Below are 24,891 nucleotides of genomic sequence, written 5' to 3'. Positions count from 1 at the left end.
GCGCGCACCCGCGAACGCCGAGTGGCGGGAACGCGCGCTTGCCCTATACGAGCGGATATGGCCGCCGCGCAAACCTTGCCCGCACCGCTGCTCATCGATGTCAGCCGGCTGATCTGGCGCTGGTGGAGCGGGCGGCTGCCGACCGGGATCGACCGGGTGTGCCTCGCCTATGTCGCGCATTTCGGCGTGCGGGCGGATGCCGTCATCCAGTGGAAGGGGCGGCGCATCGTCCTGGCACCGGCGGATGCGCGGGCGTTGCTGGCGCTCCTGCTCGAAGGGGGCCCGCGCTTTCGCCGGCATCTGGTCGCGCTGCTCGGCCGCGCGCTGCCGCGCGCGCTCGGCGTGCGCCCGCGGCGCGGCGCGCTCTATCTCAACATCGGCCATACCGGGCTGAACGATCCGACGCTCGGCGCCTGGGTGGCGCGCCACGGCCTGCGCGCGGTGTATCTGGTCCACGACCTCATCCCGATCGACACCCCCGAATTCTGCCGTCCGGGCGAGGCGGAAAAGCATGTCGACCGCATGACCAACGCGCTCCGGAGTGCGGCCGGCATCATCGGCAATTCGCACGCCACGCTCGCGGGCCTGCGCGCCTTCGCCGCGCGCCACCACCTCCCCGTCCCGCCGATGGTCGCAGCATGGCTGGCGGGCGACACCCTGCCCGCCTTCGTGCCGCCCCCGCCGGCCGCGCGGCCCTATTTCGTATCGGTCGGCACGATCGAGGGGCGCAAGAACCACATCCTGCTGCTGCGCCTGTGGAAGCGGCTGGCGGAGCGGATGGGCACGGCCGCGCCGCAATTGCTGCTGGTCGGCCAGCGTGGCTGGGAGGCGGATCACGCGCTCGCGATGCTCGACCGCTGCGCCGCGCTGGAAGGCGCGGTGATCGAGCTCGGCCGCTGCGGCGATGCCGAGCTGGCGCAGCGGCTGGCGGGCGCCCGTGCGCTGCTGATGCCGTCCTTCGCCGAAGGGTTCGGGATGCCGGTGATCGAGGCGCTCCAGCTCGGCACGCCGGTGATCGCGACCGACCTGCCCGTGTTCCGCGAGATCGCCGGCGCCATCCCCACCTATCTGCCCGCGTTCGACGGCATCGGCTGGGAACGCGCGGTGCTCGATTTCTGCGGGGATTCGCCTGAACGCGCGCGGCAAATGGCGGCGATGCAGGGCTATCGCGCGCCCGACTGGCCCGGCCATTTCGCGGTGGTGGAGCCGTGGCTGGCGGGGCTGTGACGCGAGATCAGGCGGGCCACTCGCCCGGCTGCCAGTCGCGCGCCGGTCTTCTCGTAGGTGCCGGCGACGCGACCCGGGTGCCCGGTCGCAAAATCGGCAAGGCCGTTCCCGACCTGCTCTATGGCCGACACGATCCGCTCGGCCGCGTCGGCGTCATCCTGCGCGACATGGCGCAGGACCGCGAAATAATCGTCCCTGGCCGAATTCGACCAAATGACGCGTCTCATGGACGCGCCGCTTGCCTCTGCTTGGCTTCGTCGACGATCCCGCGAGCCGTCGCCATCACCTCGGCATGAGAAGTGACGCGATCGGCCGCCATGTCGTCCAACCCGCGCTGGATACCGTCGATGATCGCCAGCTCGCGGGCGACATACGCTTCCACGGCCTCGGCCGCGAGATACGAGCGGCTGCGCCGCGTATCCTGTGCCAACCGGCCCAGCTTGTCCTTCAGATCCGGTGTGATCCGGATCGTCATCGTCGTGCTGGCAGCCATGGAAAGCTCCGTATTCGCCTGTGTACATTGTAACAGGAATAGTATCGGCTGTCGTGCGGCTTGATCCGATCGGGTGTGCCATTCAGTCTCGCTATGGCGATGCTTCACCCTGTCGAGGCTCTACGCTCTCGCCAGCAACCGCCGCGCGGATTCCGTCACCAGCAGTTCGATCCCGGCGTTGCTGAGGAACGCGCCGTGGATCAGGCAGCGGTTGGCCAGCACGCGGCAGAAGGCGTCGTAGAGGCCGGGAGCCGGGGGCTGCGGGGCGGACCAGAAGGCGTCGAGCGGCTGGGGGTCGGTGAGGCCGGCGATATCGTAGACCGGGTCGCCCAGCGCCTTGACCGGCTTGCCGCGGGCGAGCGCGAGCGTACCGCTGGTGCTGTTGATGACCACCATCCCCAGCGACGCCTCGACCATTTCCAGCAGATCGCCCTGTTCGACGAAGACGACGCGGTCGGCGATGCCGAGCGCGGCGGTTTTCGCCTCGATCACCGTGCGCCAGTCGTTGAGCCCGGAATCGAGCGGGTGTTCCTTGATGACGAGGCCGATCTGCGCGGGGGCCGCGCGCGCGAAGCTTTCGAGCACGACGTCGATCGCCCGGTACATCGTGCCGAACGGCGAGTGGATGCGGATCTGGTAATCGGAATTGAGCTGAAGGGGAAAGAGGAAGAATGTCCGTTCGGACATTCGAAGGATATCCTTGGCGACCCGTGCGGCTTCTTCCTCGTGCCGGCGGAAGCGGCGCAGATAGGTGATGCCCTCCCAAACCGGATCGCGGTCGCGGTGCGAGCGGTGGAAGGGAAAGCGCCAGTTCTGGAGCACGACCTCGGCATAATAGAAGAAGGCTGCCCAGCCCCTCCCGGTCGAAAAGGAGGGGATCGGCGGGTGTTCGGGCAAGGGCGGCAGCGTGGCACCTTCGCCGACATACCAGTCCGGATCGCGCGGCAGGAGCGAGTGGCCGTTGACGCCCTCGCGCTCCAGCGTGATCCAGTCGGGCCGGATATAGCCCTCCTCGAAGACATGGACGCGGATGCCCGCCCGCGCCGCCTCGGTAATGGCGGTGGCGTGCATCGGCCGGCCGTCGCCGAAGACGATCAGGTCGGTGACGCCGTGGCGCGCCATGTAGCGCGCGACATGGCCGGGCCAGGTGCGCTCGGGGCCCCGGAACGCATCGCCGCCCGGCCAGGTGGCGCGGTCGCCTCCGTTCAGGTTGATCCGGCGGACGCGTGCGCCGCTCGCCGCGAGCGTCTTGCCCAGCCGCGGGAAGAAGGATCCGTGCGGCCCCTGGAGGAACAGGAAGCACCGCGCCGCGGGCGCGCCGGGATCAGACGCGGACATTGGCGATGGCTTCGCGGTCGGCCAGCGCGAGCAGCAGCCCGACGGTGACCGGAATGAACGCGTTCGCCAGGAGCGTCGCGACGAGGAGGAGGGGCGAGGCGTGAAGCCCCAGGATCAGGAGCGAGAAGAGCCAGACCGTGACATGCCCGGCATAGGCGCGGATGCCGACCAGCGATCGGCGGAACCGGCTCACCCGTTCGGCGAAGAGCGTCCACGGGCCGGTCGCCACGCCGTAACCCCACAGCCACACCAACCAGCCGGGTGCGCCCGCGGTGCGGTCCATCAGGCCCTGCAGACAGGCGATCTCGGCCGCGAAGATCACCAGGATCGGCAGCGCGCCGCTGACGAAGGCGGTGGCGTGCGCCAAGGGGCGCCGGCCGTGCGCCAGCGCCAGCGCGGCGGCATCGTCGGTGGCGATCACCAGCCGCTCGAGCAGATGGACGAGGACCCAGCCGATCAGGAAGGCGGCGATCCCGAAGACCAAGGGCGGCCAGTCCTGCCGCACGGCGAGCGCCAGCCCGGCACCCACGCTCCCGATGCTGAGCAGCGCCATGGGGATGGTGAGCAGGCCCAAGACCGTGCCGACCGCATCGGACCCCAGCTTCACTCGTTACGCTCCATACGCGCCGTTACTACAGCGTGCGCTCCATACAGCCCACCCCCTCCTCCGCAAGCGGAGATGGGTGTCAGAACCGGCGCATCAGCCGCCCCTGGAGCTGCCGCAGCCGGACGAGCGGGCCCGATCGCGCCTCGGGCCGCTGCGCGATGCGCGTCACCAGCGTCTCGGGCGGACAGGGCAGCAGCGTGACCGGATCGAGATAGCGCGGATAGAGGATCAGCGTCGCCGTGACGAGTTCGTCGAGCGCGAGGCGGCGCGTGCGCCGGTCGGGCACCGGCGCCAGATCGCGCGTCAGGCCCCAACCCGCGAAGAACGGCACGCCGTGGCAGACCACCTCGCGCCCGCGCAGCAACGCCTCGAAGCCGGTGAGCGAGGTGAGGACATGGACCGCATCCACCTCTGCGAGCAACGCCGCCATGCTGCCCCCGCGCACCACCCGATCGACATAAGCGAGCGCATCGGCATCCCCGAGCCCGCCCTTGCGATGCCCGGCATCGACATCGGGATGCGGCCGGAACCAGATCTCGGCCTCGGGCTCGGCACGGCGCGCGCGGCGCAGCAGGTCGAGATTGCCCGCGACCGCGCCTCCGCCGAGCAGGACCGAGCGATCGTCCTCCACCTGCCCCGGCACCAGGACGAGGCGCCGGCCGGGCATGCGGACCGGCAGCGCGGCCTCGTCGCCGCTGCCATATTTGCTGATCCGGTCCGCCACGATCCGGGCGCGGAGCGCCGCGGCGCGCGCCAGCAGTGCGGGCGGAAAGCCGCCTGCTTCCAGCATCCGTTCGAGTTCGCTGGGCCTTGAGGGATCATAATGGATGCCGAGCCGATCGACGGTGACCGACAATGGCGGGACGAGATTGGCCCCCAGCCCCACCGATCGGACGAAGCCGTCCTCCACCTGCACCAGCGCCACGCCGCGTCGCCGCGCCTCGGCGACCGCCTCGGGCGTGATGCGCGACGGCCAGACCGCGACGCTGCCGCGCGTGCGGGCGGCGCGGCGGACGGCGGCCACCCCGGAGAGGAAGGGCAAGCGTGACGCGCGCGGTGCCCAGAGGAAACGGCGGATCTCGGCGCGTTTCCACCACGCCATCCCCGCGGCCGCGACGATCGCGCGGTTGGCGGCGATCTGGTCGCGCCACAGCACCAGCAGCGCGAGCGTCTCCTCCAGCGAACAGGCCTCGCCGGCAAAGGGATCGCGATACCGGCAGGCGCGCAGATGCGCGGCCACCCGGCGCCGCAGCACGCCCACCGCCTCGCCGGGCGCGCCGAACCGGCCGGGCGAGAGCAGGCGGACATCGGCGCCCGCGATCGCGGCGATCGCGACCCATTCGTCGTCGCCATGCGCGACGAGCGTCACGCCGGGCGCGAGCACCGACCAGGGATCGGCCTCGCCGGCCAGCCGCAGTGCGGTGGCCGGGATGTCGCGCGGCGCCTCGCCGCGGCGGGCCCGGACGATCGTGTCGGCCTGCTCGTGCACGGGCGCGGCCCAGAAGGTGCCGCCCACCCTGGCCGTACGGACGGCCGCGAGGATCGCCTCCACCTGCGGATCGTCCGAAGCAGGGGCGGCCCCTTGCAACCTTTGCTGTGGCTCGTTCGAACGATGCTGTGGCTGTGCCGGAGCATCCGTTGCGGGAGGCGCGCTGACGGCTGCGATGGCGGGCGTGATCCCCAGGAAGGGCGGGGCGCGCAGCAGCGGCGGTGGTTCAGTTGCCATCGCCGGTGTCCGGTCGCCGATCCCAGGCGGCGATCCGCCCCTGCCCGTCCGCCACGACGATCCGCCCCCAGGCGCCCGTCCGCAGCTTGCGCGACGGCAGTGCCCTGGCCTGTTCGGCGAGGCGCCCGTCCGCCGCCAGCGCGAACCGTGCCGCGCCCGCGCTGGTCACCAGCAGCACATGGCCCTGCGCTTGCGCGAAGAGCGTCCGCCATGCGGCGATCCGCGCCTCGGCATCCACGCTCCATCCGGGCGGCGCGACCAGCGCGTCGTTCCAGCGCGCCAGTGCGGCCGCGCCGATCCGCGCGAGCACCGCCTCCTCGCTCCGGTTCTCGTCGGGGCCGTGATCGATCTCGGCCAGCCATGCGGCCGTCTCGATGGCGGGATGGGCTATGCCCTCCAGCATCAGCGCCGCGGTGCGCTGCGTCCGTCGCAGCGGCGAGACGAGCACGCGGTCGAAGGTGTCGCGCGCGAAGACACGCCCGAGCGCGCGCGCCTGCGCCTCGCCGCTCGCCACCAGCGGCAGGTCGGTCCTGGCCCCGATCCGCCGCGCGGGCTCGCTGCCCATGAAGGTGTCGCCGTGGCGGACGATCGTCAGCGTAAGGCTCATAGGCCGAACGGATCGCCATGTTCGGCGATCAGCCGTTCTGCGAGCCCGATGTCCTCGGCGCTGTCGATCCCCGACATCGCGTGGCGCGGGGGCGCCACCGCGACGGTCAGCATATCGATGCCGTTTTCGAGGAAGCGGAGCTGCTCCAGCCCCTCGAGCTGCTCGTAGACACCCGGCGGCATCGCCTCGAACCGCGCGAGCGCCTCGAGGCGATAGGCGTACACGCCCAGATGCCGGTAGACTGGCGACAGCCTGTCACGCTCACGCAGCGCCGCCTCCCCCCGGATCTGCGGGATGATGCCCTTGGAAAACCACAAGGCGCGCCCGTCCGCGGCGCGCGTGGCGGTGGTGCCGCTGAAGGGCGCCTGCCGCTTGTGATCGCGCAGGGCATCGAGCTCGGGCCAGCCGAGCCGCACGACCGGCGTCGCCACGTCGAACGCCGATCCACGCAGCGCCGCGATCAGCGCGGCGATCACGCCCGGCGGGACGAAGGGGGCGTCGCCCTGGAGATTGACGACGATCGGAGGCGGCACCGCTTGGGCCAGGGCCGCCGCGCAGGCCCGGCCCGACCCGGATTCGATGCCGGCCGCGGTCATCGCGACCGCGCAGCCGAGGGCGCGGGCATGGTCGGCGATCCGCCCGTCGTCGGTCGCGACCACCAGTTCGGCACGGCCCGCGATCGCCACCGCACGGCGCCCGACATCGACGACGCGCTCCAGCAGCGTGCGCCCCGCGATCGTGGCGAGCGGCTTGCCCGGCAACCGGGTCGAGCCGTAGCGCGCGGGGATGACGATCAGGTCGGGCGGCGTAATGTCCCCGCCGGTCGGCTCAGTCGACGCCGGCACGCAGCACGTCGTGGAGGTGGATGACGCCCAACGGCGCCGCGCCGTCGCAGACGAACAGGGCGGACACCGCGTTCGCGTTCATGATCCGCGCCGCTTCCGACAGCAATGTGTCGGGCGCGATGGTCAGCGGGCGCGGCGTCATATGCTCGCCGACCGCGGCGTCGTTGCGGCCCGCCGCAAAGCTGCGCCGCAGATCGCCATCGGTGAACACGCCCACCAGCGCGCCCGTCTCGTCGATCACCGCGGTGCAGCCATAGCGTTTGCGGCTCATCTCCACGGTCGCCTCCATCAGCGTCGCGTTCCGGTGGATGACGGGCATGGCATCGCCCGTCCCCATCAACTGCCCGACCTTGGCGAGCTTGGCGCCCAGCCGCCCGCCCGGGTGGAGGCGGTGGAAATCGCCCACCCCGAAGCCGCGATGATTGATGAGCGCGACCGCCAGCGCATCGCCGAGCGCGGCCTGCATGGTGGTCGAGGCGGTGGGCGCGAGCTGGTTGGGACAGGCCTCGCGCACCACGGGCAAGGTCAGGCAAATGTCCGCCGCACGGCCCGCCGCGCTGTCGGCCTTCGAGGTGGCGACGATCAGCGTCACCCCTAGGCGCTGGCTGTGCTGGACGATCTGCGCCAGTTCGGGCGTCTCGCCCGACCAGCTGATCGCGAACACCACGTCGTCGGGCGTGATCATGCCGAGATCGCCATGGTTCGCCTCGCCCGGATGGAGATAGGCGGACGGCGTGCCGGTGGACATCAAGGTCGCCGCCATCTTGCGCGCGACGAGGCCGCTCTTGCCGATCCCGGTGGCGATCACCCGTCCCCGCGCGCCGAGGATCGCGTGGAAGGCGCGGCCGAACGCGGCACGCAGCGGGGCCCTTTCCAGCGCGGCCTCCAGGGCGGCCAGCGCCTCGCGCTCGATGCGGATCGTGTCGCGCGCCGAGGCCATCATGGCGGCGTCGTGATGGGCAGGATCGTTGGTTTGCCTGGTCTGGGGCATGTGTTCGGCGGTCCGATCCGGTGAATGACGCGGTGCAGCATAGCCGCCCGCGCCGCTCTTTGCCATGTCTCGTCCGGACGCTAATGCAGGGGTCGCGCGAGGTTCGTCCATCGAGGAGGAACCGGCACCACCAGAAAAGGTTCATCCATGCAGCTGTGCCAGCATCCCGTGGGGCCTGCCCATCCGCTGTTCGTGATCGCCGGGCCCTGCGTGATCGAGAGCGAGGCGCTGGCGCTGAGCACCGCCGAGACGCTCGCGGCGCTGGCGGAGCGCCTCGGGATCCTCCTCATCTACAAGAGTTCGTTCGACAAGGCGAACCGCAGCTCGGGCCGTTCGTTCCGCGGGCCGGGTCTGCACGAGGGGCTGCGCATCCTGGAAAAGGTTCGCGCCGAAACCGGCCTGCCCGTCCTGACCGACGTGCATGACGAAAATCAGGTCGCGGCCGTCGCCCAGGTGGTGGACGTGCTCCAGACCCCGGCCTTCCTCGCGCGCCAGACCGATTTCATCGCCGCGGTCGCCGCCTCGGGCAAGCCGGCCAACATCAAAAAGGCGCAGTTCATGGCCCCCGCCGACATGCGCAACGTCGTCGACAAGGCGCGCACCGCGGCCAGCGCGGCCGGCCATGATCCCGACGCCTTCCTGCTGTGCGAGCGCGGCGCGACGTTCGGCTACAACAATCTCGTCTCCGACATGCGGTCGCTGCCGATCATGGCCGAGACGGGCTGCCCCGTGGTGTTCGACGCGACGCATTCGGTGCAGCTGCCCGGCGGCCAAGGCGATCGCTCGGGCGGCGAGCGCCGCTTCGTCCCCATCCTCGCCCGCGCGGCGGTCGCGGCGGGCGTGTCGGGCCTGTTCGTCGAGACCCACCCCGATCCGGACCACGCGCTGTCCGACGGCCCCAACGCCTGGCCGCTCGACCGGCTGCCGGCGCTGCTGGAGGAGCTGATGGCGATCGACGCTGTGGTGAAGCACGCCGAGCGGGACCGCTGACGCCATGCTGTCGATCGTGCTGGCCTGGGAGACGTTCAAGGATTGGCTGTCCGCGACGGTGCATCTGACGCACTGGGACCTGCACGTGATCCTGGGGCTCGCCTTCTTCTTCGCCTTCGGTCGCCTGCTGCGCCGGCCGCTCACCGCGTTCCTGCCGCTGCTGCCCGTCGCCCTGCTGGAACTGGGCAACGAGACGCTCGATTTCCTGCGCGCCTATATCCCGCACTGGGATTGGAACCTGCACGATACCGTGATCGAGGTGGCGCTGACGCTCGGGCCGCCGCTGTGCGTGATCCTGCTCGCGCGGAGTTGGCCGGCGCTGGCGTCGCTCGCCCGGCGCGGCTGGTTCCGCCTGCGCTTTCCGACGCGGCGCGCGTTCATCCATATCCGCACCCGCACGATCAAGCGGCTGAAATAGCGGCGCCCAGGCGCCGGCCTATTTATCGCGGCCTGCAATGATGATCGGTCGGGCGCGCAACAAAGAGCCGTTCAGCAGCATTGTCCGGGGTAGCTGCGCTTTTCGTCATCACCGGATCAGGCGATGGCCAAGAAGACGGCCAGCGCCCGCGTGACCGCGAGCATGGATTCGGTATCGAGGCGGCCGATCGTCGCACCGATCTTGTCGCGCTTCACCGACATGGCCTTGTCCACCATGATCTGCGACCGCTTGCGCAAGCCGTTGGTCGGGGTCGGGTCAATGATCGGGCGGATCAGGGGCGCGTCCACCAGTGTTCCCGATACCAGCAGCACCGTGACGGTGCCGGTCTGGTTGAACTGGTCCGACTGGATGATGAGGGCGGGGCGCGGTTGGCCGAAGTCGCCGGGCAGCGCGATCGTCACCAAGTCGCCCCGGTTCACGCCTCGCCCTGGGGGTCGAGATCGACAAGGGCGGCGTCCAGAAAGGCATCCAGATCATGGTCCGCCGCGTCGGCTGCCGCGACCACGAGCGCCTGTCGCCGACATTCGTCTGCAAAGCCCGGTCGTCGGGTATCGGGAACCCATATCTGGATCGGTCGCAACCCGGCCGCGCGCAGGACATCGCGACGCTTCCGGACCCGTTCTGTCACTGGTGCCGGCACCGGGATCACTCCAATCCGCTTCGTTACATGTAACATACATCGTGGCGGTCGTCACCGCAAGGAAACAGCCCCCCGAGCATCATTGCAGGTCGCTATACCCGCCGGGCGCGTCTTCCCAGGCGCGCGCGGGTGATGCGCGGATCCTCGAACAGGTCGCGGATGGCGCGCCGGCGAAAACCGTTCCACCAGCGTTGCCAGCGATGCTCGGCGGCATCGTGGAGCATGTGGCAGCGCTGGCACAATGCGGCCAGGTTGCGGCCGGCATTGTTGCCCGGATCATGATCGAGATGCGCGCAGGCGAGCACGACATAGGTCGTGCGCACGCCCGCCAGCGTCAGCGGCGCGCGGATCGCGGTGCGCCGCCCCTGGCCGGATCGCCAGCAGGCCCCCTCCCCGTCCCACCAGCGGCCATCGCCCAGATGCGCGACGTGGCGGCGGTGCGGCCGCGCGCAGCGTTCGCAGCGCGCGCCGGCGCGCTGGAACCGGACGGCATCGGACAGCTGCGCCCAGTCGATGGGATAGAGCCAGCGGTTCTCGGCACGGATCGGCATCGCGATTCTATGAATCGGTCGATTCGCAAACGAAAGCGAAAATGGCGCGGCGTGGCGCGCGGTACGGCACGGCACGGCCCTAAGGGGGCCGTCCACGGCGCGGGACATTCCTACTCGAAAGCACGAATTCGACGCCTTTCCCAAGCCCCTGCCCCTCATGGTGCCTGACCCCTATCCCCAAAGTTCGTGCTTTCGAGTAGGAATACCGACATGACCCGCATCACCCCCGCACCCCGCAAGAAGGACGGCAAGACGCTGCCCCAGCGCGACCTGTTCCAGCTCGACAGCCCGCTCCACGGCGAGATCCGCGGCGAACGCTCGCTGATGGCCTTTCCGTTCTTCGCGCTCAGCAAGAATGCGTGGATGAAGCCGCTGACCTATGACCATGCCACCGTCTCGATCGAGGTGCGGCCGAGCGCGAACGGCGTGGCGACGATCTACGACAAGGAGATCGTGCTCTATATCGCCAGCCTGATGGCCGCCAAGCTGGAGGGCGGGCACGAGGTGGAGCAGGATTTCGTCTTCACCGCGCACGATCTGTTCTCGGTGACGGGCAGCAACCATTCGGCGCGCTCCTATCAGCGCCTGTCCGAGGCACTGGGACGGCTGCAGGGCACCCAGATCAAGACCAATATCGAAGCGGGCGGCGAAGGTGAGGAAGGATTTTTCTCATGGCTGTCCGAAGCGCGGCTCCATTATTCCAAGACCAAGACAGGCGAACGCCGGCTGAAGGCGGTGAAGGTACGGCTGTGCGACTGGCTCTACCGCGCGATCCTGCGCGACCGGCAGGTGCTCGACTATGCCGCGACCTATTTCCAACTGGGGCCGATCGAGCGGCGGATCTACGAGGTCGCGCACGCCACCGCCGAGGAGCGGCCGGAGGGACGCCGGCTCGAGGTCGATCTCGCCACCTTCCGGCTGCAGGTGGGCTATCAGAACCCGCTCGCCAATTTCCGCACCGCGATGAAGGCGATCGCGGGCGCGGACGTGATCCCGGACTATCATGTCGAGCTGATCGAGAGCGAGGGCGAGCCCGCGACCGACGGCAAGCGGGGGCGCCGTGCGAGCACGGGCCGCGTCGTCATCACCGCGCGGCCGTCCGATTCGGCGCGGTCGGCCCGGATCGCCGAATCGGGCTCCGCCGCGACCGAAGATACGGTGGAAGGCCCGGCGTAATTCCTACTCGATAGCACGAAGTATAACGGGAATTTCTACCCGAAAGCACGAACGAAACCAACTATTCCTACTCGATAGCACGAACTTTTTCTCTAATTCCTACTCGATAGCACGAACTATAGACGCTTTTCTTGTTGGCGCGATGCTGCGACATTGATCCCGGCTGCGGCATTCGCCGTCGGCAAAAGGGATGGAGCGGCCGTGACCACATAAAGGAAAGCCCGGCACGAAGGCCGGGCATCCCAAGGGTAGAGTGGAGCGACGTCGCCAAACGCCGATCCGAGGTCAAACAACCTTCTCCTGATACCCCCAAGCCGATTCCGGTTCAAGGATGCGCGTTTCGCGCCACGCCCTTTCTTTGTCTGCGGTCCCGGCCCGATGAGGGGACGGACGATGGGGATGTTTACCTTGGGCGAAGCCACGCGCGCGGCGCTGGGCGGCCTTTCGGGCGGAGCCGCGCGGGCGCCGGCACGATCGGGCGCACCGCATCGCACCGGCGCACCGGTGCGCCGCGGCAGCATCGAGGCGGGCAGTTTCGAAGAGGCGTTCTTCGCGGTCCCCGCCAAGGGCGAGACCGACCAGTTGCTGCGCGTGGCGCGGCGCACGCTCGATGCCGCCCGACGCCTGCGCCGCGACGCCCGCGCCGGAACGCGCGTCCTGACGGCAACCGAGCGCGCGATCGCCGCGCTCACCGCAGCCGCGGTGCGCGTCTATGAAGAGATATTGACGCTCGCCCGGCTCAACCGCGGCCGGGTATTCCCCACCTACGACCATCTGGCCGAAGCCACCGGGCTCGGCCGCGCGACCGTCGCGCGCGCCCTCCCCCTGCTGGAGGCGATCGGCTTCCTCGTGCGACAGCGCCGGTTCAAGCGCGTGGCGGGTGTCGGCGGGATGGTCCGCTATGCGCAGACCTCCAACGTTTATCGCGCGCTGCTGCCGGCGCGCGTGCTCGGCTATCTGCCGCGCTGGATGCGCCCGGCCCCGCTTCCCGACGACGAGGCGCAGCGGCAGAGCGAGCGGGATCGGCACGACCAGGCGATGCTGGCCACCCTGTCGTGTCGGGAGTTGGCCAAGGCGACGGTGGGCGGCGTGCTGGGCGGCGTTCTCGCCCGGCTCGGCGCCGGGATCGATCGCCATGCGTGCGAGTCTCAAAATGGGTCGCAAACACTATCGCAGTTTATATGAAAGACAGTTTCACTAAAGAGCCGGCCTAGACGGCCAGCACCATGGTCTGACGACCAGAACGTGGCATCGACCACCGAACCAAGTACGACAACACCACCGGAAAGGCCGACGCTGCGGCTGCGCCGCCGCGGTGCTCCCTAGGAGGAGCATGCGGTTGCCGTGGCGTGCGATCACCGGCGCTTCGATCGATGGAAGCGTCTCGCGCAACGATCAAATATCATGTCGATCGAATAAGGATATCCTTTCGATACCATATGGATGTCGCTATCCTGTCGATAGACAATCGATCGCCTATCGCGCTATGGTTTAATATCACGAAGGAGATACGCTTATGCCCGCCATCTCGGTCGCCAATCCCAAGGGGGGTGCCGGAAAGACCACGCTGACCTTCGTCCTGGCGGGGGAACTCGCCCGCAGCGGCGCATCGGTCGCGGTGATCGACGCCGATCCGAACGCGATCATCGCGGGCTGGGGGCGGAAGCGCACCGACCAGGGCAAGCCCCTGCCCTTCGAGATCGTGGCGAGTCCCAAGGAATCCGAGCTGGTCAAGGTGATCAACCGCTACACCCAAAGCCATGATTTCGTCCTGATCGACCTGGAAGGCACCGCCTCGCGGATGACGTCGCGCGCGCTGGCCCGCTCGCATCTCGTGCTCATCCCCTTCAACCTCTCGCCGATCGACGCCGAACTCGCCGCCAACGCGGTCGCGCTGATCCAGGAAGAGGCCGAGGCGCTCGGCCGCGCGATCCCCTTCTGCCTCGTCCGCAGCCGCGACAATGCCGCGATCGAGACCAAGACCGCCAAGCGCATCGTCGCCGCGATCACCGATGCCGAACTGCCGCTGCTCCCCGTCGGACTCGTCGAACGCGCCGCCTATCGCGACATCTTCGACTTTTCGGCCACGCTCGAGGAATTGGACCCCGCGCAGACCTCGGGCCTGGTCGCGGCGCGGCGCAACGCCTTCGAGGTCGCGCATGCCGTCGTCGAAGCGGTCCAGCAGGAGATCCGGCGATGAGCGGCTATGGCTTCGGCAAGAAACCGGCCAGAACGCCCGATCCTGCCACGGATGGCGGTCGGCTCGATCTCAGCGGGATCACCCGGACGCCGCTTCCCGTCGATCCGGCGCGCGAAGCCGCGGCGTTGGAACGCGGCGCGGCGCTCGGTTTCGTCGACCGCGGGGCAGGGGAGGGACCAGAACCCAGCGTCCGCCGGCGCCGCCAAGCCGTTCCGCAGAGCAGCGTCTATATCAAGGGTCCCAAGGACACGCTCGACTGGTTCATCGAATACACCAACGCGCGCGCGCACCGATCCTATTGGCAGACGCTGGAGGAATTTCGGACGATGGTGGAGGGGAAGGACTGAGCCACAAGGTCGGCCTCTACGGACATCCTTCAGATATCCTAAAGACAGCAAAAGGCTATTCGTCAGGAAGGATTCAGCCGATTTATAAGAAAAACTGGGCGCCGATCGCCTGCCCCCAAGCTTATACGGACGGCGCATGACGGGCATGACATCACCGCGGCGATCATCCGGCTACCGGATGGTGTTCGTCAGCAGCAACGAGGGATGGGGCGGCAGCGAGGAGTTGTGGAGCCGTGCGGCGATGCTGCTCGCACGGTCCGGCGACGGGATCCTCGCCGCCAAGGCCAATTTCGCACCCCTATCCCCAGCGGTAAAACAGCTCCGCGCGGCGGGATGCCGCGTTATCGATCTGAAAGGCGCGACATGGTGGACGGCACCGATGCGCCGCCTGATCGGCGTAGTCGGGCCGGTAGCCCGCTTGGTCCGCGGCCGCTGGTTGCGCCACGCGCTTCGGGCATGGCGGCCCGATCTGGTCGTCATCTCGCAAGGCCTGAATTACGATGGCTGGGACCTCGGCCAATTGTGCCGGAAATTGGCCCTGCCGTACGTCCTCATCTCGCAAAAGGCATCCGATCTATATTGGCCGTCCGACACGCAACGTGCCGGGCTGATCGACGCGTATCTCGGGTCACGGGCCGCATTGTTCGTCAGCGAACGCAATCTCCGGCTGACGGAGGAGCAACTCGGCGTCAGGCTCTCAAAGGGGCAGGTGGTCCGCAATCCCTACAATGCCGATTGGCACCGTGCGCCAGCCTGGCCGTCGCTGGACGACGGTGTCCGTCTCGCCTGCGTCGCGCGGTTGGATGCACGCGAAAAGGGGCAGGATCTGCTGTTGCGTGTGTTGGCCATGCCCAAATGGCGCACCCGACCGCTGACGGTCCGTTTCCACGGGGCCGGGCACAACGCGCAAGGCTTGGAAGCGATGGCACGGCTGCTCGATCTGGAGAGTGTCGATTTCGCCGGCTTTACGACCGAACCAGCTGCCTTATGGGCGGATGTGCACGGGCTGGTGCTGCCATCGCGCTGCGAAGGGCTGCCGCTGTCGTTGATCGAGGCGAGCCTTAGCGAGCGGATCGCTATCATCACCGATATCGGCGGCAACGGCGAAGCCGTGATCGACGGTGTCACCGGCTTCATCGCGGAAGCGGCGACCGAGCGCGCTCTCGACGGCGCGCTCGAACGGGCATGGCAGCAGCGCGATCAATGGGCGGGGATGGGGCGCGCCGCGGCCGCGTTCACCCGTACGCTGGTCGGGCCCGATCCCGTGCACGATCTGGCGATGCTGTTGCTATCGCTGGTCGATGACGGCTAGCGGCGACGCCTCGGGGTTGATCGACACGATCGCGAGCGCTTCCATAACACGCGAAACGCGCGACATGGTATGCGATAATCACAGACCGTGACTTCGCAGTTCCGCGCGCCTCGATCCTGACGGGCTTGGATCGAGAAACCTGCTCCGAACATCATGCCGGACACCGGCCATCGTGCTGCCGGAGCCAGCAGGATGCGCACAGGCCGCATTCGTCACGCGTGTCGTTTTCCGTCAGGAACGATACTGGCCGAAAGGCAACTGACGTATTATCAGTGATATATGGTGTTGCGATCGAGGGGGCTCGATAACGGATATGCGACGCATTCAGGAACGGGATCGATCATTGACGGCATTGCCCATCGAGAATTTCGAACCACGACGGACATTGCTCGGCATACAATATCTGCGGGCCGCCGCGGCCATCGCGGTGCTCGTTTATCATGCGTTCGAGGCGAGAACCAAGTCGCTTGGGTTTCTGGCGCTCGGCGTCGATCTGTTCTTCGTCGTCAGCGGCTTCGTCATGATGGCCATCACGGCTGCCGATGCGCGACCGATCGCGTTCCTGAAGGCCCGCATCCTGCGCATCGTGCCGCTCTACTGAGTGCTGACGCTGGCGGCCTTCACCTTGCTGTCGGGGCGGATGAGCCGATCGTCGCCCATCCCGTTCGCCTACCTATCGCACACGCCTGCCGGATTGCCGTGGCGACAATTGCTGACCTCGCTGCTGTTCATTCCCGCCGATAACAAGGCCGCGAGCCAGCCGTTTCCAATCCTGACGGTCGGATGGACGCTCAATCTGGAAATGTTCTTCTACGCCATCTTCGCGCTGGCGTTGCTGTTGCCGCAGCACCAGCGGCTGGCCGGCATTTCGGTGGTGTTCGACAGCCTGATTGCTCTCGGCTTCGCGCTTTCGGTACATGCGGTGCCTTGGTCCTTGTGGACTAGCCCGATGATCTTCGAATTTCTCGCCGGCGCCTGGATCGGTGGCGCCTGGCGACGCGGCGCCTCGCTCGTACCGGTCACGATCGTCATGGCGAGCATCGGCGCCGCGCTGTGCGGGCTGACCTTTGCCTTCACGCCCGGCATTTATCTGCAGACACCCTATACCGGCCTGCGCGTGTTTACGGTCCCGATCTTCGTCGTGCTGCTGTCGACGCTGCTGCATCTCGAGCGCCGTGGCACCGGCATCCGCAGCCATCCCTTGCCACGGCTGATCGGCGATGCGAGCTATTCGATCTATTTGTGGCAATTCTTCCCGGTCATGATTTTCGCGCGCTACCTGGGAAGTACATCCTTGGCATATGGCCTTGCCGTGATCCTAGGCGGAATCGCCGGTGGTTTGCTGGCATATCGTTGGCTGGAGCGGCCGCTTCGCCGCCTGTTCGGTCAGCCCCGCCAGGGTCTCTCCGCGCTTCAAAAGTCTCCAGTCGTCGCCAGCCATGCCGCTGGCTAGCCAGCGGCCGCTCGTCTCCGTCGTCATTCCCGCCTTCGACGCCGTATCCACACTGTCCGCGACGTTGGCGTCGGTCGGTGCGCAGACGGTCTCGGCGATCGAGATCCTGATCGTGAACGACGGGTCGACCGACGAGACGCGCGCCTTGGCGGCGGCATTCGTGGAACGCGATGCGCGCGCGCGCATCCTCGATCAGAATAATCGCGGCGTCGCGCTGGCCCGCAATCACGGGCTGGCCGTCGCGGTAGGGCGCTATGTGGCGTTCATCGATGCCGACGACCTGTGGCACCCGCGTCACCTCGAATGGCTGCACGCCGCGTTGGAGCGCACTCAGGCCGGCTTGGCGTGTGCCGGCTATCGCCGGATCGACGCTGCCGGAGTCGTCATCGGCGAGGCAGCGATCCCCGCCATCGAAGGCCGCGCCCTAGTCCGCATGCTGTATCGCAACATCATCGGGAACGGATCGGCCTTGCTCGTCAATCGCGCGGTAGCGCTAGCGGCTGGCGGCTATGAGCCACGGTTACGCCAATCCGGTGTCGAGGGCGCGGAGGACTATCTGTTCCAACTGCGCTGCGCCGCCCGCACCACCCTCGTCAGCGTCGGTGCATGCACCGTCGGCTATCGCTTGCTGCCCAACAGCATGTCCTCCGACGAAAGGCGCATGAGCCGATCCCTTCGCCTAGCGCTTCGCCTGTTCCGGGCCGAACACCATGGACCGCTTCCGCGGTGGACGTTGCATCGATGGTGGATCGCCCGGGATAAAATCCAATTGGCCTCGCACTGGCTGAACGGCGGATATCGCTGCCGCGCATCAGCGACATTGGCGATGGCCTTGCTGCTCGACCTGATCGCGACATTGGCCGCACTCTGCGACCGGGTCGGTGGCCGAAGCAAGCCGCATGCGCAGCCTTGGCACGGAATGCCCTTCGAGGCGGTCGATCCCTTCTTGGTGCCACGCAACCTAGCGCCCAATCGAGCGACCCGGCTCGACAGCAAACGGTGGCATTGGGCCGAGCAGGCGGATGGGGTATTTTCGCGAGAAAAGCAGGTGTCTTGGCTGGATCGCTTCAGGATTCCCACGCGATCCAGCCGCTATTCTTAAGCGATGGTATTCAGGATCGCCCGCCCATAAGCGGTCTTCTTGAACATCTCGCCGCGGGCACGGGCTTGCTCGGCGGTGATGAAGCCCTGTTCGTAGGCGATTTCCTCAAGGCAGGCGACCTGCACGCCTTGGCGGTGCTGGATGGTGCGGACGAACTCGCTCGCTTCCAGCAGGCTGTCGTGCGTGCCGGTGTCGAGCCAGGCATAGCCGCGCCCCATCTGTTCGACGTACAGGTCGCCCGCCTCCATGTAGAGGCGGTTGAGATCGGTGATCTCGAGTTCGCCGCGCGCCGAGGGCTTGAGGTTGCGTGCCATCTCCACGACGCGGTTGTCGTAGAAATAGAGGCCGGTCACCGCGCAGCTGGATTTGGGATGCGCAGGCTTTTCTTCCAGGCTGAGCGCACGGCCGTCGTGGCTCAACTCGACCACGCCATAACGCTCGGGATCGTCCACCCGGTAGCTGAACACGGTCGCGCCGTGCGTGCGTGCGGTGGCGCTGGCGAGCAGGTCGGTCAGGTGCGCGCCGAAGAAGATATTGTCGCCCAGCACGAGGGCGACATGGTCGTCGCCGATGAAGTCCGCACCGATCGTGAAGGCTTGGGCGAGGCCGTCGGGGCTCGGCTGCTCGGCATAGCGGATCGCAATGCCGAAGGCGGAGCCGTCGCCGAACAGCCGCTCGTAATTGCCGATGTATTCGGGGCTGGAGATGAGCAGCACGTCGCGGATGCCCGCCAGCATCAGCACCGACAGCGGATAATAGATCATCGGCTTGTCGTAGACGGGCAGCAGCTGCTTATTCACCGCGAGCGTGGCCGGATGAAGCCGTGTGCCAGAGCCGCCGGCCAGGATGATGCCCTTCATTTCGGGTTTCCGATCAGTTCGTCGAGGATGTCGGCCAGCGCGTCCTGCCAGGGGCGCGGCGCGATGCCATAGGCGGCGCGGATCGCGTCATGGCTTAGGAGCGAATTGGCCGGGCGTTTCGCGGGCGTGGGATAGTCGGTGGTGGCGATTGGCTCGACCGTGGCGGAGGGCCCGCCACGCGCCGCGCTCTGGCGGAAGATCTCGGTCGCGAAGCCCGCCCAGCTGACGGCGCCGGCGTTGCTGAAGTGGAAGGTGCCGGTCTGCGCTCCCTCGTCCTCGGCCAAGCGTACCGCGATCGTCATCAGCGCCTGGGCGAGATCGGCCGCGCCCGTCGGGCTGCCGCGCTGGTCGTTGACGACGCGAAGCGTGTCGCGCTCGGCGCCGACGCGCAGCATCGTCTTGACGAAATTGCCGCCATGCGCCGACACCACCCAGGCGGTGCGGACGATCGCATAGCGCCCGCCCGCGGTGCGCACCGCGAGTTCGCCGCCCAGCTTGGAGGCGCCATAGACGCCGAGCGGCGCGACCGGATCGGTCACCTCCCACGCGCCCTGCTTGTCGCCGGCGAACACATAATCGGTCGAGACCTGGACGAGCGGAATGTCCGCCTTCGCGCAGGCCGCGGCAAAGGCGGCAGGGGCCATCGCGTTGACCGCCCACGTGGTCACGACGTCGCTTTCGGCCTTGTCGACCGCGGTATAGGCGGCGCCGTTGATGATCACGGCCCAGGGCCGCTCGGCCACTTTGGCGGCGATCGCGGCGGTGTCGGCAAGGTCGAGATCGGCCTGGTCGATCGCGGTGACTACCCAGCCCTTGGGCCAGGCGCAGCGCCGAAGCTCGGTGCCGAGCTGCCCGCTCGTGCCGGTGACGAGGATATGGCGTTCGCTCATGCCGCCACGCCGCGGCGCTCGGCCGCCTTGGCCTCGACCAGCGGGCGCCACCAGGCTTCGTTCGCGAGATACCATTCGACCGTCTTGGCGATGCCGCTCTCGAACGTCTCGGCGGGCTCCCAGCCGAGTTCGCCCTGGATGCGGCTGGCGTCAATCGCATAGCGTTTGTCGTGGCCGGGCCGATCGGCGACCGAGGCGATCTGCTCGGCATAAAGCCGGCCATCGGCGCGCGGGCGCAGCCGGTCGAGGATGCCGCAGATCGCGGTCACGACCTCGATATTCTGCCGCTCGTTGTTGCCGCCGACATTGTAGGTCCGCCCCGGGCGCCCGCGCTCGAACACGGTCTGCAGCGCGCGGACATGATCCTCGACATAGAGCCAGTCGCGCACCTGATCGCCCTTGCCGTAGACGGGCAGCGGTTCGCCGGCGAGCGCCTTGGCGATCATCAGCGGCACGAGCTTTTCGGGAAAGTGATAGGGGCCGTAATTGTTCGAGCAGTTGGTGATGAGCACCGGCAGGCCGAACGTATGGCCCCAGGCGCTGACGAGATGGTCCGATCCCGCCTTCGACGCCGAATAGGGCGAGCGGGGATCATAGGACGTCTCCTCGGTAAAGAGCCCGGTGTCGCCAAGGCTGCCATACACCTCGTCGGTCGAGATGTGATGGAAGCGGAAGGCGGCGCGTGCGTCCTCGTCCAGCCCCAGCCAATAGGCGCGCGTCTCGGCCAGCATCGTGTAGGTGCCGACCATGTTGGTCTGGATGAAGGTACCAGGGCCGTCGATCGAACGGTCGACATGGCTTTCGGCGGCCAGATGCGTGACCACGTCGGGCTTGAACTCGGCGATCGCGGCGCGCACCGCCTCGGCATCGCAGATATCGCCCTGGACGAAGCGATAGCGGTTCGACCGGGCGACGCGCTCGACCGTGGTCAGCGTGCCCGCATAGGTGAGCTTGTCGAAGTTCAGGACCTCGTGCGTGGTGTTCTCGACGAGGTGGCGGACGAGCGCCGAGCCGATGAACCCGGCCCCGCCGGTGACGAAGATGCGCATGGGTCTGTCCTTCAGGCGAGCGGTGTCAGCGGGCGGGCGTCATAGACGAACGGGCTGTCGAAATCGGCAAGCCGCGGCTGCACCTTATCCTTGGTGCTGAGCTCGGGCGCGATGCCGGCGGGGATTGGCCAAGCGATGCCGATCGCGGGATCGTCCCAGCGGATGCCGCCATCCTGCTCGGGCGCATAGGTGTCCGAGCATTTATAGGCGACTTCGCAGTCGGGTTCGAGCGTCAGGAAGCCATGCGCAAAGCCGACGGGGATGAAGAGCTGGTGGCCGTTCTCCGCGGAAAGCTCGGCACCGACCCACTCACCATAGGTCGGCGAGCCGCGCCGGACGTCGACCGCGACGTCGAAGATCCTGCCGCGGATGCAGCGCACCAGCTTGTCCTGTCCACGCGGCGGCGTTTGGAAGTGCAGGCCGCGCAGAGTGAAGGCGGGCACGGAGAGCGAATGATTATCCTGCACGAAGGTGCACGCGATGCCGCGCGCGGCGAACGCCGGAACCGAATAGACCTCGGTGAACCAGCCACGCGCGTCGCCGAAACGCTTGGGCGCGATGAGCTGAACGGGCGGTGTGTTCTCGAGCATCTCGAACGCGGGTAGTGGTATGGCGTCCTCCCCGCAACATATGCGTGCCAAGGGAGTTTCTGGAAACCCACTTGGCGAATGATATTGGCCTTGTGAGAAGGCGAATGGACCGCAGCATGGACGTGTCCCGGAACGCAAGGCCGATGCTGCAGACCGTAGTAAAAAAGGACACGACCCAGCGGCTTACAGGCCTTGGCTTGCCCGATGGTACCGGGTTAAACTAAATCGGAACTCATCGGGGCTGAGCCCCGCGGTTCTGTGGCGATGTGTGCGTTCGGGCTCTCGGTCCCGGTATGGAGGGCCTTGTGCTGATAACGGGCGAGCACGGACGTTCGGCACGAACGCGCCATAACGGCGTGCGGCTGTTGAAGCCGTTGCTGGCCGTAGCGGCAACGGCCTATTTCGTGCCGCTGGTGGCACCGTTGCTCGCCTCGGGTACGTTGACGCGCGATCTTCCCGGCACCGCAAACACCCAGATCACGTCGCTAGTCGCAGCGATCATCGCGTTGCTCGCCTTTCGCCGTGTCACGCTCTATCCGGGCACGCGGGCGTTCAGCTATATCCTGCCCGCCTTTTCCACCACGTTCGGGATCGCGGCCGTGCTGCTTCTCGTCTCGCGCGCCAGCTATAGCGGTTCGATGCTCCTCGCCGGGTATCTGGCGTCAGTGGGCGTGACCTTCCTGCTCGGCTATTTCGGACAGCGCGGCGCACCGCCACGGATGTATTACGTGCCCTTCGGCAAGACCGGGATCGTCGAGGACACGCCGCAGATCGACTGGATCGCGCTTGCCGAACCCGTCGTGCCCGACGATCCCGATGCCTCCATCGTCGCCGACCTCCGCCTGACCCATTCGCCGGAATGGGAGCGGATGCTGGCGCAGGCGGCGATCTCGGGCATTCCTGTCTATCACACCAAGCAATTGCGCGAATCGCTCACCGGGCGCGTGCAGATCGAGCATCTGTCGGAGAACAGCTTCGGTTCGCTGCTGCCGACGCTCGGCTATCGCGGGATCAAGCGGACGATCGACATCGTCGCCAGCATCCTGCTGCTTCCGATCCTGATCCTGCCGCTCCTCGTCGTGGCGCTGCTGGTAAAACGGAGCTCGCCGGGGCCGATCCTGTTCCGCCAGCGCCGGATGGGGTATCGCGGCGTGCCGTTCGGCATGATAAAATTTCGCACCATGCGGGTAGAGCGGGATGTGGCCCGCGGCGACGATGCCGCCCGTCATGCCGCGATCACGCAGGACGGCGACGACCGGATCACCCCGATCGGCCGTTTCCTGCGGCGATCGCGGATCGACGAGCTGCCGCAGATCGTCAACATCCTGCGCGGCGAGATGAGCTGGATCGGCCCGCGTCCCGAAGCGGTGCCGCTGTCGGAATGGTATGAGAGCGAACTGCCCTTCTACAGCTATCGCCACATCGTGCGGCCGGGGATCACCGGCTGGGCGCAGGTCAACCAGGGCCATGTTGCCGGGCTCGACGACGTGCACGTAAAGCTCCACTACGATTTCTATTATATCAAGTTCTTCTCGGCCTGGCTCGACCTGCTGATCGCGCTGCGCACCGTGGGCATCATGCTGACCGGGTTCGGCGCCAAATAATCAACCCGCAATCAGATCGGCCCGCAAGCCGAAGGAGAGCGCGGCCAAGATCGCGCCGCCCGCGGCGATCATCAGCAGCGACGGCCAGTGGATCCGGCGCCGCGGGCGGGGCAACACCTGCGGATGGCGGCGATCGTAGCGGCGCAGATGCCGCTGGACCGAGCGCTGACGGGCGAAATGGGCACGAACGCTTTCGTCGAGCGCGGCGTCATGGGCGGCCCGCGCCGCGCCGTCGGACAGGCAGCGATAGGCCTGCTGCACCTCGTGCAACCGGCGCGGCAGATCGGCGCCGTCTGCCGCAAGATCCGGATGGTGCCGCTTGACCAGCCGGACGAAGGCGGCCCGGATGTCGCCGGCCGACGCCTCGCGCGCGACGCCGAGCACCTGGTAGAAGTCGCGCTGGCTCATGGGGCGTGCCGCGCCGCGGCGATCGCGCGCATCGCCGCGATCCGCTCGCGCGCCGGATCATGCGTGGCGAAGAGGCCGATCCCGAGATCGGTGCCGTCCAGCCGTTCGAGGATCCGCGCGCCCACGACCGGATCATAGCCGGCATCGAGCATCAGTTCGCCGCCCAGCGCATCCGCCGCGCGCTCGACCCCGCGCACGACCTGGCCGCTGTGCCCTAGCGTGCGGCCAAGGCCGTGCTTCACCGTATCGCCGCGCATCACCGTCGCATGGCCGAGGATGTTGTGCGCCATTTCATGCGCGACGATGAAGGCCAGCTCGTCGTCCGATCGGACTTTCGCCACCAGCCCCGTCGTCAGGAAGACGTGGCGTCCATCGGCATAGGCGTTGCGCTGCCCCGACCGGGCGAGATCGACCCGCGCCGGGCAGGCGGACAGGGGGGCGAGGCGCAGCGTGCGCGTGCTGCCATCGCGCAGGATGGTGAGCGCGAAGGGCCGGACTGCCGCCTGTGCGAGGAGATCGGCGATCGCATCGGCGCGGGTATGCGCGCGCGCCGCGTCGAACGCGGTGGAGACGTCCATGTCGCGCGGCAGGGCGACGTCATCGATCGCCAGCAGCACGTCCCCGGTGCGAAGGCCGGCAACGGCCGCCGGGCTTTCCGGAACCAAGGCGATCACCGCAGGGCCGCGATCGAGCCCCAGGGCGGCGATCATGCCGGCGCGATCGGAGGGCTGGAACTGGGAAAGATGCTGAAGCACGAACCCGGTAACGGGCGCCTGGACCGCACAGCGCGCGCGCCCGGCGGTGGCGAGGCGATAGACGACTCGCGCTATCCGCCCGTCCTCCTCGCGACCGGGAAGCTGCCATGCGGGATCCGCCGTCGATGGGGCGGGCGCCATCGCCCCGTATCCGGCCATGCCGATCACCGGATCGGCCGGGGGGGCTTCCGTCGCCGCTTGGGCGGCGAGGCCGATCAGAAAAAGGACGTTGAGCGCAGACACGGAGAGTTCGGCCGATGACGATCGATCGAGGCATAAAAAAAGGGCCGGGGTTGAGCCCGACCCTTTTATCGAAAAGCGACCGACAGCTTACGGGCTGTTGGGCTTGTCGTGGTTCTTGGCGGCAGCCACGATGCCAGCGGCAATCGCAGCAACTGCAAGAATGGCGATGATGAACCCGGTGCCACCGGCAAGGGCGTTATCGCCTTGAACCGACTCGGTCGCGGGCTGCGTCAGCGGCGTCGCCACCGGAGCAGCCGAAGCAATTGTAGGAGCGGCGACGAGCGACAGTGCCGTCAGTGCGGTGTAGATACCCTTGAACTTCACGTGTAACTCCCCTTCGAGAACATCCGTTCCGAATACTCCGGTGGCCATAGACCGCCAAAAGCCATTTTGTCCACCCGTAAATTCATCCGGGGCAACCCTTTGGCTCTCGGGGGTGGAAACCCGA

At 67.7% G+C, this 24,891-nt stretch carries 28 protein-coding genes and 1 pseudogene; 11 read left to right on the top strand and 18 right to left on the bottom strand.

Annotated features, from left to right (window positions below; translation table 11 throughout):
• Positions 1-57: 57 nt before the first annotated feature.
• Positions 58-1,227, top strand: a complete 1,170-nt coding sequence (locus L8H00_RS14320; protein ID WP_242097982.1) for a glycosyltransferase family 1 protein — start codon at positions 58-60, stop codon at positions 1,225-1,227.
• On the opposite strand, the gene L8H00_RS14315 is transcribed toward L8H00_RS14320, so the two are convergent.
• The 8 genes from L8H00_RS14315 to L8H00_RS14280 form a co-directional block, all read right to left on the bottom strand.
• A complete protein-coding gene (locus L8H00_RS14315) occupies positions 1,164-1,454 on the bottom strand; it encodes a type II toxin-antitoxin system RelE/ParE family toxin (protein ID WP_242097981.1) in 291 nt (96 codons plus the stop codon). The two genes, L8H00_RS14320 and L8H00_RS14315, sit on opposite strands and share 64 nt — an antisense overlap.
• Positions 1,451-1,720 carry a ribbon-helix-helix protein, CopG family gene (locus L8H00_RS14310; protein ID WP_242097980.1) on the bottom strand — a complete coding sequence of 90 codons (270 nt, stop codon included), beginning with the start codon at positions 1,718-1,720 and terminating at the stop codon, positions 1,451-1,453. The genes L8H00_RS14315 and L8H00_RS14310 overlap by 4 nt, the downstream gene beginning before the upstream one ends.
• Before the next feature lie 120 nt (positions 1,721-1,840).
• The gene (locus L8H00_RS14305) at positions 1,841-3,058 is read right to left on the bottom strand and encodes a capsular biosynthesis protein (protein WP_242097979.1); all 1,218 of its coding nucleotides are present in this window, start codon (positions 3,056-3,058) and stop codon (positions 1,841-1,843) included.
• Positions 3,045-3,665, bottom strand: a complete 621-nt coding sequence (locus tag L8H00_RS14300; RefSeq protein WP_242097978.1) for a hypothetical protein — start codon at positions 3,663-3,665, stop codon at positions 3,045-3,047. The genes L8H00_RS14305 and L8H00_RS14300 overlap by 14 nt, the downstream gene beginning before the upstream one ends.
• Positions 3,666-3,744: 79 nt before the next feature.
• Entirely contained in the window at positions 3,745-5,391 is a 1,647-nt protein-coding gene (locus L8H00_RS14295) for a beta-3-deoxy-D-manno-oct-2-ulosonic acid transferase (RefSeq protein WP_242097977.1), read from the bottom strand.
• Positions 5,381-5,998: a histidine phosphatase family protein gene (locus L8H00_RS14290; RefSeq protein ID WP_242097976.1), complete on the bottom strand. Its 618-nt coding sequence runs from the start codon at positions 5,996-5,998 to the stop codon at positions 5,381-5,383. The genes L8H00_RS14295 and L8H00_RS14290 overlap by 11 nt, the downstream gene beginning before the upstream one ends.
• Complete coding sequence (locus tag L8H00_RS14285; RefSeq protein ID WP_242097975.1) at positions 5,995-6,843, bottom strand: manno-octulosonate cytidylyltransferase; 849 nt, start codon at positions 6,841-6,843, stop codon at positions 5,995-5,997. Before L8H00_RS14285 ends, L8H00_RS14290 begins: the two co-directional genes overlap by 4 nt.
• Positions 6,827-7,834, bottom strand: coding sequence for a KpsF/GutQ family sugar-phosphate isomerase (locus L8H00_RS14280; RefSeq protein WP_242097974.1), 1,008 nt, complete (start codon positions 7,832-7,834; stop codon positions 6,827-6,829). Before L8H00_RS14280 ends, L8H00_RS14285 begins: the two co-directional genes overlap by 17 nt.
• A 147-nt stretch (positions 7,835-7,981) precedes the next feature.
• Here L8H00_RS14280 and kdsA point away from each other — a divergent pair, with 147 nt between their 5' ends.
• Both kdsA and L8H00_RS14270 read left to right on the top strand, forming a co-directional pair.
• Positions 7,982-8,824 carry a 3-deoxy-8-phosphooctulonate synthase gene (gene kdsA, locus L8H00_RS14275; RefSeq protein ID WP_242097973.1) on the top strand — a complete coding sequence of 281 codons (843 nt, stop codon included), beginning with the start codon at positions 7,982-7,984 and terminating at the stop codon, positions 8,822-8,824.
• Positions 8,825-8,828: 4 nt separating this feature from the next.
• The gene (locus L8H00_RS14270; protein WP_242097972.1) at positions 8,829-9,242 is read left to right on the top strand and encodes a hypothetical protein; all 414 of its coding nucleotides are present in this window, start codon (positions 8,829-8,831) and stop codon (positions 9,240-9,242) included.
• 116 nt (positions 9,243-9,358) lie between these two features.
• Here the strand turns inward: L8H00_RS14270 and L8H00_RS14265 are convergent, their stop codons facing one another.
• The 3 genes from L8H00_RS14265 to L8H00_RS14255 all read right to left on the bottom strand — a co-directional run bounded on the left by L8H00_RS14265 (position 9,359) and on the right by L8H00_RS14255 (position 10,454).
• Positions 9,359-9,664: a type II toxin-antitoxin system PemK/MazF family toxin gene (locus tag L8H00_RS14265; protein ID WP_242097971.1), complete on the bottom strand. Its 306-nt coding sequence runs from the start codon at positions 9,662-9,664 to the stop codon at positions 9,359-9,361.
• A 14-nt stretch (positions 9,665-9,678) separates the two neighbouring features.
• Complete coding sequence (locus L8H00_RS14260) at positions 9,679-9,912, bottom strand: antitoxin MazE family protein (protein ID WP_242097970.1); 234 nt, start codon at positions 9,910-9,912, stop codon at positions 9,679-9,681.
• Positions 9,913-9,995: 83 nt separating this feature from the next.
• The gene (locus tag L8H00_RS14255; protein WP_242097969.1) at positions 9,996-10,454 is read right to left on the bottom strand and encodes a hypothetical protein; all 459 of its coding nucleotides are present in this window, start codon (positions 10,452-10,454) and stop codon (positions 9,996-9,998) included.
• A gap of 210 nt (positions 10,455-10,664) precedes the next feature.
• Here L8H00_RS14255 and L8H00_RS14250 point away from each other — a divergent pair, with 210 nt between their 5' ends.
• The 7 genes and pseudogenes from L8H00_RS14250 to L8H00_RS14215 all read left to right on the top strand — a co-directional run bounded on the left by L8H00_RS14250 (position 10,665) and on the right by L8H00_RS14215 (position 18,044).
• Positions 10,665-11,630, top strand: coding sequence for a replication initiator protein A (locus L8H00_RS14250; protein WP_242097968.1), 966 nt, complete (start codon positions 10,665-10,667; stop codon positions 11,628-11,630).
• A gap of 393 nt (positions 11,631-12,023) precedes the next feature.
• On the top strand, positions 12,024-12,815 hold the full coding sequence (locus tag L8H00_RS14245; protein ID WP_242097967.1) for a helix-turn-helix domain-containing protein: 792 nt from the start codon (positions 12,024-12,026) through the stop codon (positions 12,813-12,815).
• A gap of 331 nt (positions 12,816-13,146) precedes the next feature.
• Positions 13,147-13,830 (top strand): ParA family protein, encoded by a 684-nt coding sequence (locus L8H00_RS14240; RefSeq protein WP_242097966.1) that lies wholly within the window; start codon positions 13,147-13,149, stop codon positions 13,828-13,830.
• A complete protein-coding gene (locus L8H00_RS14235; RefSeq protein ID WP_242097965.1) occupies positions 13,827-14,177 on the top strand; it encodes a hypothetical protein in 351 nt (116 codons plus the stop codon). The genes L8H00_RS14240 and L8H00_RS14235 overlap by 4 nt, the downstream gene beginning before the upstream one ends.
• Positions 14,178-14,313: 136 nt before the next feature.
• Entirely contained in the window at positions 14,314-15,489 is a 1,176-nt protein-coding gene (locus tag L8H00_RS14230) for a glycosyltransferase (protein WP_242097964.1), read from the top strand.
• Between the two features lie 313 nt (positions 15,490-15,802).
• Positions 15,803-16,942 (top strand): annotated as a pseudogene (locus L8H00_RS14220) (acyltransferase).
• Positions 16,929-18,044, top strand: a complete 1,116-nt coding sequence (locus L8H00_RS14215) for a glycosyltransferase family 2 protein (protein WP_242097961.1) — start codon at positions 16,929-16,931, stop codon at positions 18,042-18,044. Before L8H00_RS14220 ends, L8H00_RS14215 begins: the two are co-directional and overlap by 14 nt.
• Here the strand turns inward: L8H00_RS14215 and rfbA are convergent.
• Genes rfbA through rfbC form a run of 4 tightly spaced genes read right to left on the bottom strand, consistent with a single transcriptional unit; the run spans position 18,041 to position 21,433 of the window.
• Positions 18,041-18,904, bottom strand: coding sequence for a glucose-1-phosphate thymidylyltransferase RfbA (gene rfbA / locus L8H00_RS14210; RefSeq protein WP_242097960.1), 864 nt, complete (start codon positions 18,902-18,904; stop codon positions 18,041-18,043). The two genes, L8H00_RS14215 and rfbA, sit on opposite strands and share 4 nt — an antisense overlap.
• The gene (gene rfbD, locus L8H00_RS14205; protein ID WP_242097959.1) at positions 18,901-19,794 is read right to left on the bottom strand and encodes a dTDP-4-dehydrorhamnose reductase; all 894 of its coding nucleotides are present in this window, start codon (positions 19,792-19,794) and stop codon (positions 18,901-18,903) included. The genes rfbA and rfbD overlap by 4 nt, the downstream gene beginning before the upstream one ends.
• A complete protein-coding gene (rfbB, locus tag L8H00_RS14200; RefSeq protein ID WP_242097958.1) occupies positions 19,791-20,843 on the bottom strand; it encodes a dTDP-glucose 4,6-dehydratase in 1,053 nt (350 codons plus the stop codon). The genes rfbD and rfbB overlap by 4 nt, the downstream gene beginning before the upstream one ends.
• Before the next feature lie 11 nt (positions 20,844-20,854).
• Positions 20,855-21,433 carry a dTDP-4-dehydrorhamnose 3,5-epimerase gene (gene rfbC, locus L8H00_RS14195; RefSeq protein ID WP_242097957.1) on the bottom strand — a complete coding sequence of 193 codons (579 nt, stop codon included), beginning with the start codon at positions 21,431-21,433 and terminating at the stop codon, positions 20,855-20,857.
• Positions 21,434-21,738: 305 nt separating this feature from the next.
• Between rfbC and L8H00_RS14190 the strand changes: the two genes are divergently transcribed.
• Positions 21,739-23,037 (top strand): sugar transferase, encoded by a 1,299-nt coding sequence (locus L8H00_RS14190; RefSeq protein WP_242097956.1) that lies wholly within the window; start codon positions 21,739-21,741, stop codon positions 23,035-23,037.
• Here the strand turns inward: L8H00_RS14190 and L8H00_RS14185 are convergent, their stop codons facing one another.
• The 3 genes from L8H00_RS14185 to L8H00_RS14175 form a co-directional block, all read right to left on the bottom strand.
• The gene (locus L8H00_RS14185) at positions 23,038-23,445 is read right to left on the bottom strand and encodes a DnaJ domain-containing protein (protein WP_242097955.1); all 408 of its coding nucleotides are present in this window, start codon (positions 23,443-23,445) and stop codon (positions 23,038-23,040) included. It lies immediately after the preceding gene.
• Positions 23,442-24,443, bottom strand: a complete 1,002-nt coding sequence (locus L8H00_RS14180; protein WP_242097954.1) for a M48 family metallopeptidase — start codon at positions 24,441-24,443, stop codon at positions 23,442-23,444. The genes L8H00_RS14185 and L8H00_RS14180 overlap by 4 nt, the downstream gene beginning before the upstream one ends.
• 87 nt (positions 24,444-24,530) lie before the next feature.
• A complete protein-coding gene (locus L8H00_RS14175) occupies positions 24,531-24,767 on the bottom strand; it encodes a hypothetical protein (protein ID WP_242097953.1) in 237 nt (78 codons plus the stop codon).
• Positions 24,768-24,891: the final 124 nt, after the last annotated feature.

The sequence above is a fragment of the Sphingomonas sp. CROZ-RG-20F-R02-07 genome (genome assembly GCF_022662335.1).
Classification (GTDB): domain Bacteria; phylum Pseudomonadota; class Alphaproteobacteria; order Sphingomonadales; family Sphingomonadaceae; genus Sphingomonas.
The sequence above is the reverse complement of the archived record's forward strand: the minus strand, read 5'-3'. Positions and strand labels throughout refer to the sequence as shown.

Excerpts from the sequence above, each read along its gene's own strand:
- L8H00_RS14295 (WP_242097977.1), bottom strand. The coding sequence starts at position 5,391 with ATGGCAACTGAACCACCGCCGCTGCTGCGCGCCCCGCCCTTCCTGGGG.
- L8H00_RS14245 (WP_242097967.1), top strand. The coding sequence starts at position 12,024 with ATGGGGATGTTTACCTTGGGCGAAGCCACGCGCGCGGCGCTGGGCGGC.
- L8H00_RS14290 (WP_242097976.1), bottom strand. The coding sequence starts at position 5,998 with ATGAGCCTTACGCTGACGATCGTCCGCCACGGCGACACCTTCATGGGC.
- kdsA (WP_242097973.1), top strand. The coding sequence starts at position 7,982 with ATGCAGCTGTGCCAGCATCCCGTGGGGCCTGCCCATCCGCTGTTCGTG.
- rfbA (WP_242097960.1), bottom strand. The coding sequence starts at position 18,904 with ATGAAGGGCATCATCCTGGCCGGCGGCTCTGGCACACGGCTTCATCCG.
- rfbD (WP_242097959.1), bottom strand. The coding sequence starts at position 19,794 with ATGAGCGAACGCCATATCCTCGTCACCGGCACGAGCGGGCAGCTCGGC.
- L8H00_RS14270 (WP_242097972.1), top strand. The coding sequence starts at position 8,829 with ATGCTGTCGATCGTGCTGGCCTGGGAGACGTTCAAGGATTGGCTGTCC.
- rfbC (WP_242097957.1), bottom strand. The coding sequence starts at position 21,433 with ATGCTCGAGAACACACCGCCCGTTCAGCTCATCGCGCCCAAGCGTTTC.
- L8H00_RS14230 (WP_242097964.1), top strand. The coding sequence starts at position 14,314 with ATGACGGGCATGACATCACCGCGGCGATCATCCGGCTACCGGATGGTG.
- L8H00_RS14280 (WP_242097974.1), bottom strand. The coding sequence starts at position 7,834 with ATGCCCCAGACCAGGCAAACCAACGATCCTGCCCATCACGACGCCGCC.
- rfbB (WP_242097958.1), bottom strand. The coding sequence starts at position 20,843 with ATGCGCATCTTCGTCACCGGCGGGGCCGGGTTCATCGGCTCGGCGCTC.
- L8H00_RS14215 (WP_242097961.1), top strand. The coding sequence starts at position 16,929 with ATGCCGCTGGCTAGCCAGCGGCCGCTCGTCTCCGTCGTCATTCCCGCC.
- L8H00_RS14310 (WP_242097980.1), bottom strand. The coding sequence starts at position 1,720 with ATGGCTGCCAGCACGACGATGACGATCCGGATCACACCGGATCTGAAG.
- L8H00_RS14255 (WP_242097969.1), bottom strand. The coding sequence starts at position 10,454 with ATGCCGATCCGTGCCGAGAACCGCTGGCTCTATCCCATCGACTGGGCG.
- L8H00_RS14185 (WP_242097955.1), bottom strand. The coding sequence starts at position 23,445 with ATGAGCCAGCGCGACTTCTACCAGGTGCTCGGCGTCGCGCGCGAGGCG.
- L8H00_RS14305 (WP_242097979.1), bottom strand. The coding sequence starts at position 3,058 with ATGTCCGCGTCTGATCCCGGCGCGCCCGCGGCGCGGTGCTTCCTGTTC.
- L8H00_RS14250 (WP_242097968.1), top strand. The coding sequence starts at position 10,665 with ATGACCCGCATCACCCCCGCACCCCGCAAGAAGGACGGCAAGACGCTG.
- L8H00_RS14315 (WP_242097981.1), bottom strand. The coding sequence starts at position 1,454 with ATGAGACGCGTCATTTGGTCGAATTCGGCCAGGGACGATTATTTCGCG.
- L8H00_RS14240 (WP_242097966.1), top strand. The coding sequence starts at position 13,147 with ATGCCCGCCATCTCGGTCGCCAATCCCAAGGGGGGTGCCGGAAAGACC.
- L8H00_RS14235 (WP_242097965.1), top strand. The coding sequence starts at position 13,827 with ATGAGCGGCTATGGCTTCGGCAAGAAACCGGCCAGAACGCCCGATCCT.
- L8H00_RS14320 (WP_242097982.1), top strand. The coding sequence starts at position 58 with ATGGCCGCCGCGCAAACCTTGCCCGCACCGCTGCTCATCGATGTCAGC.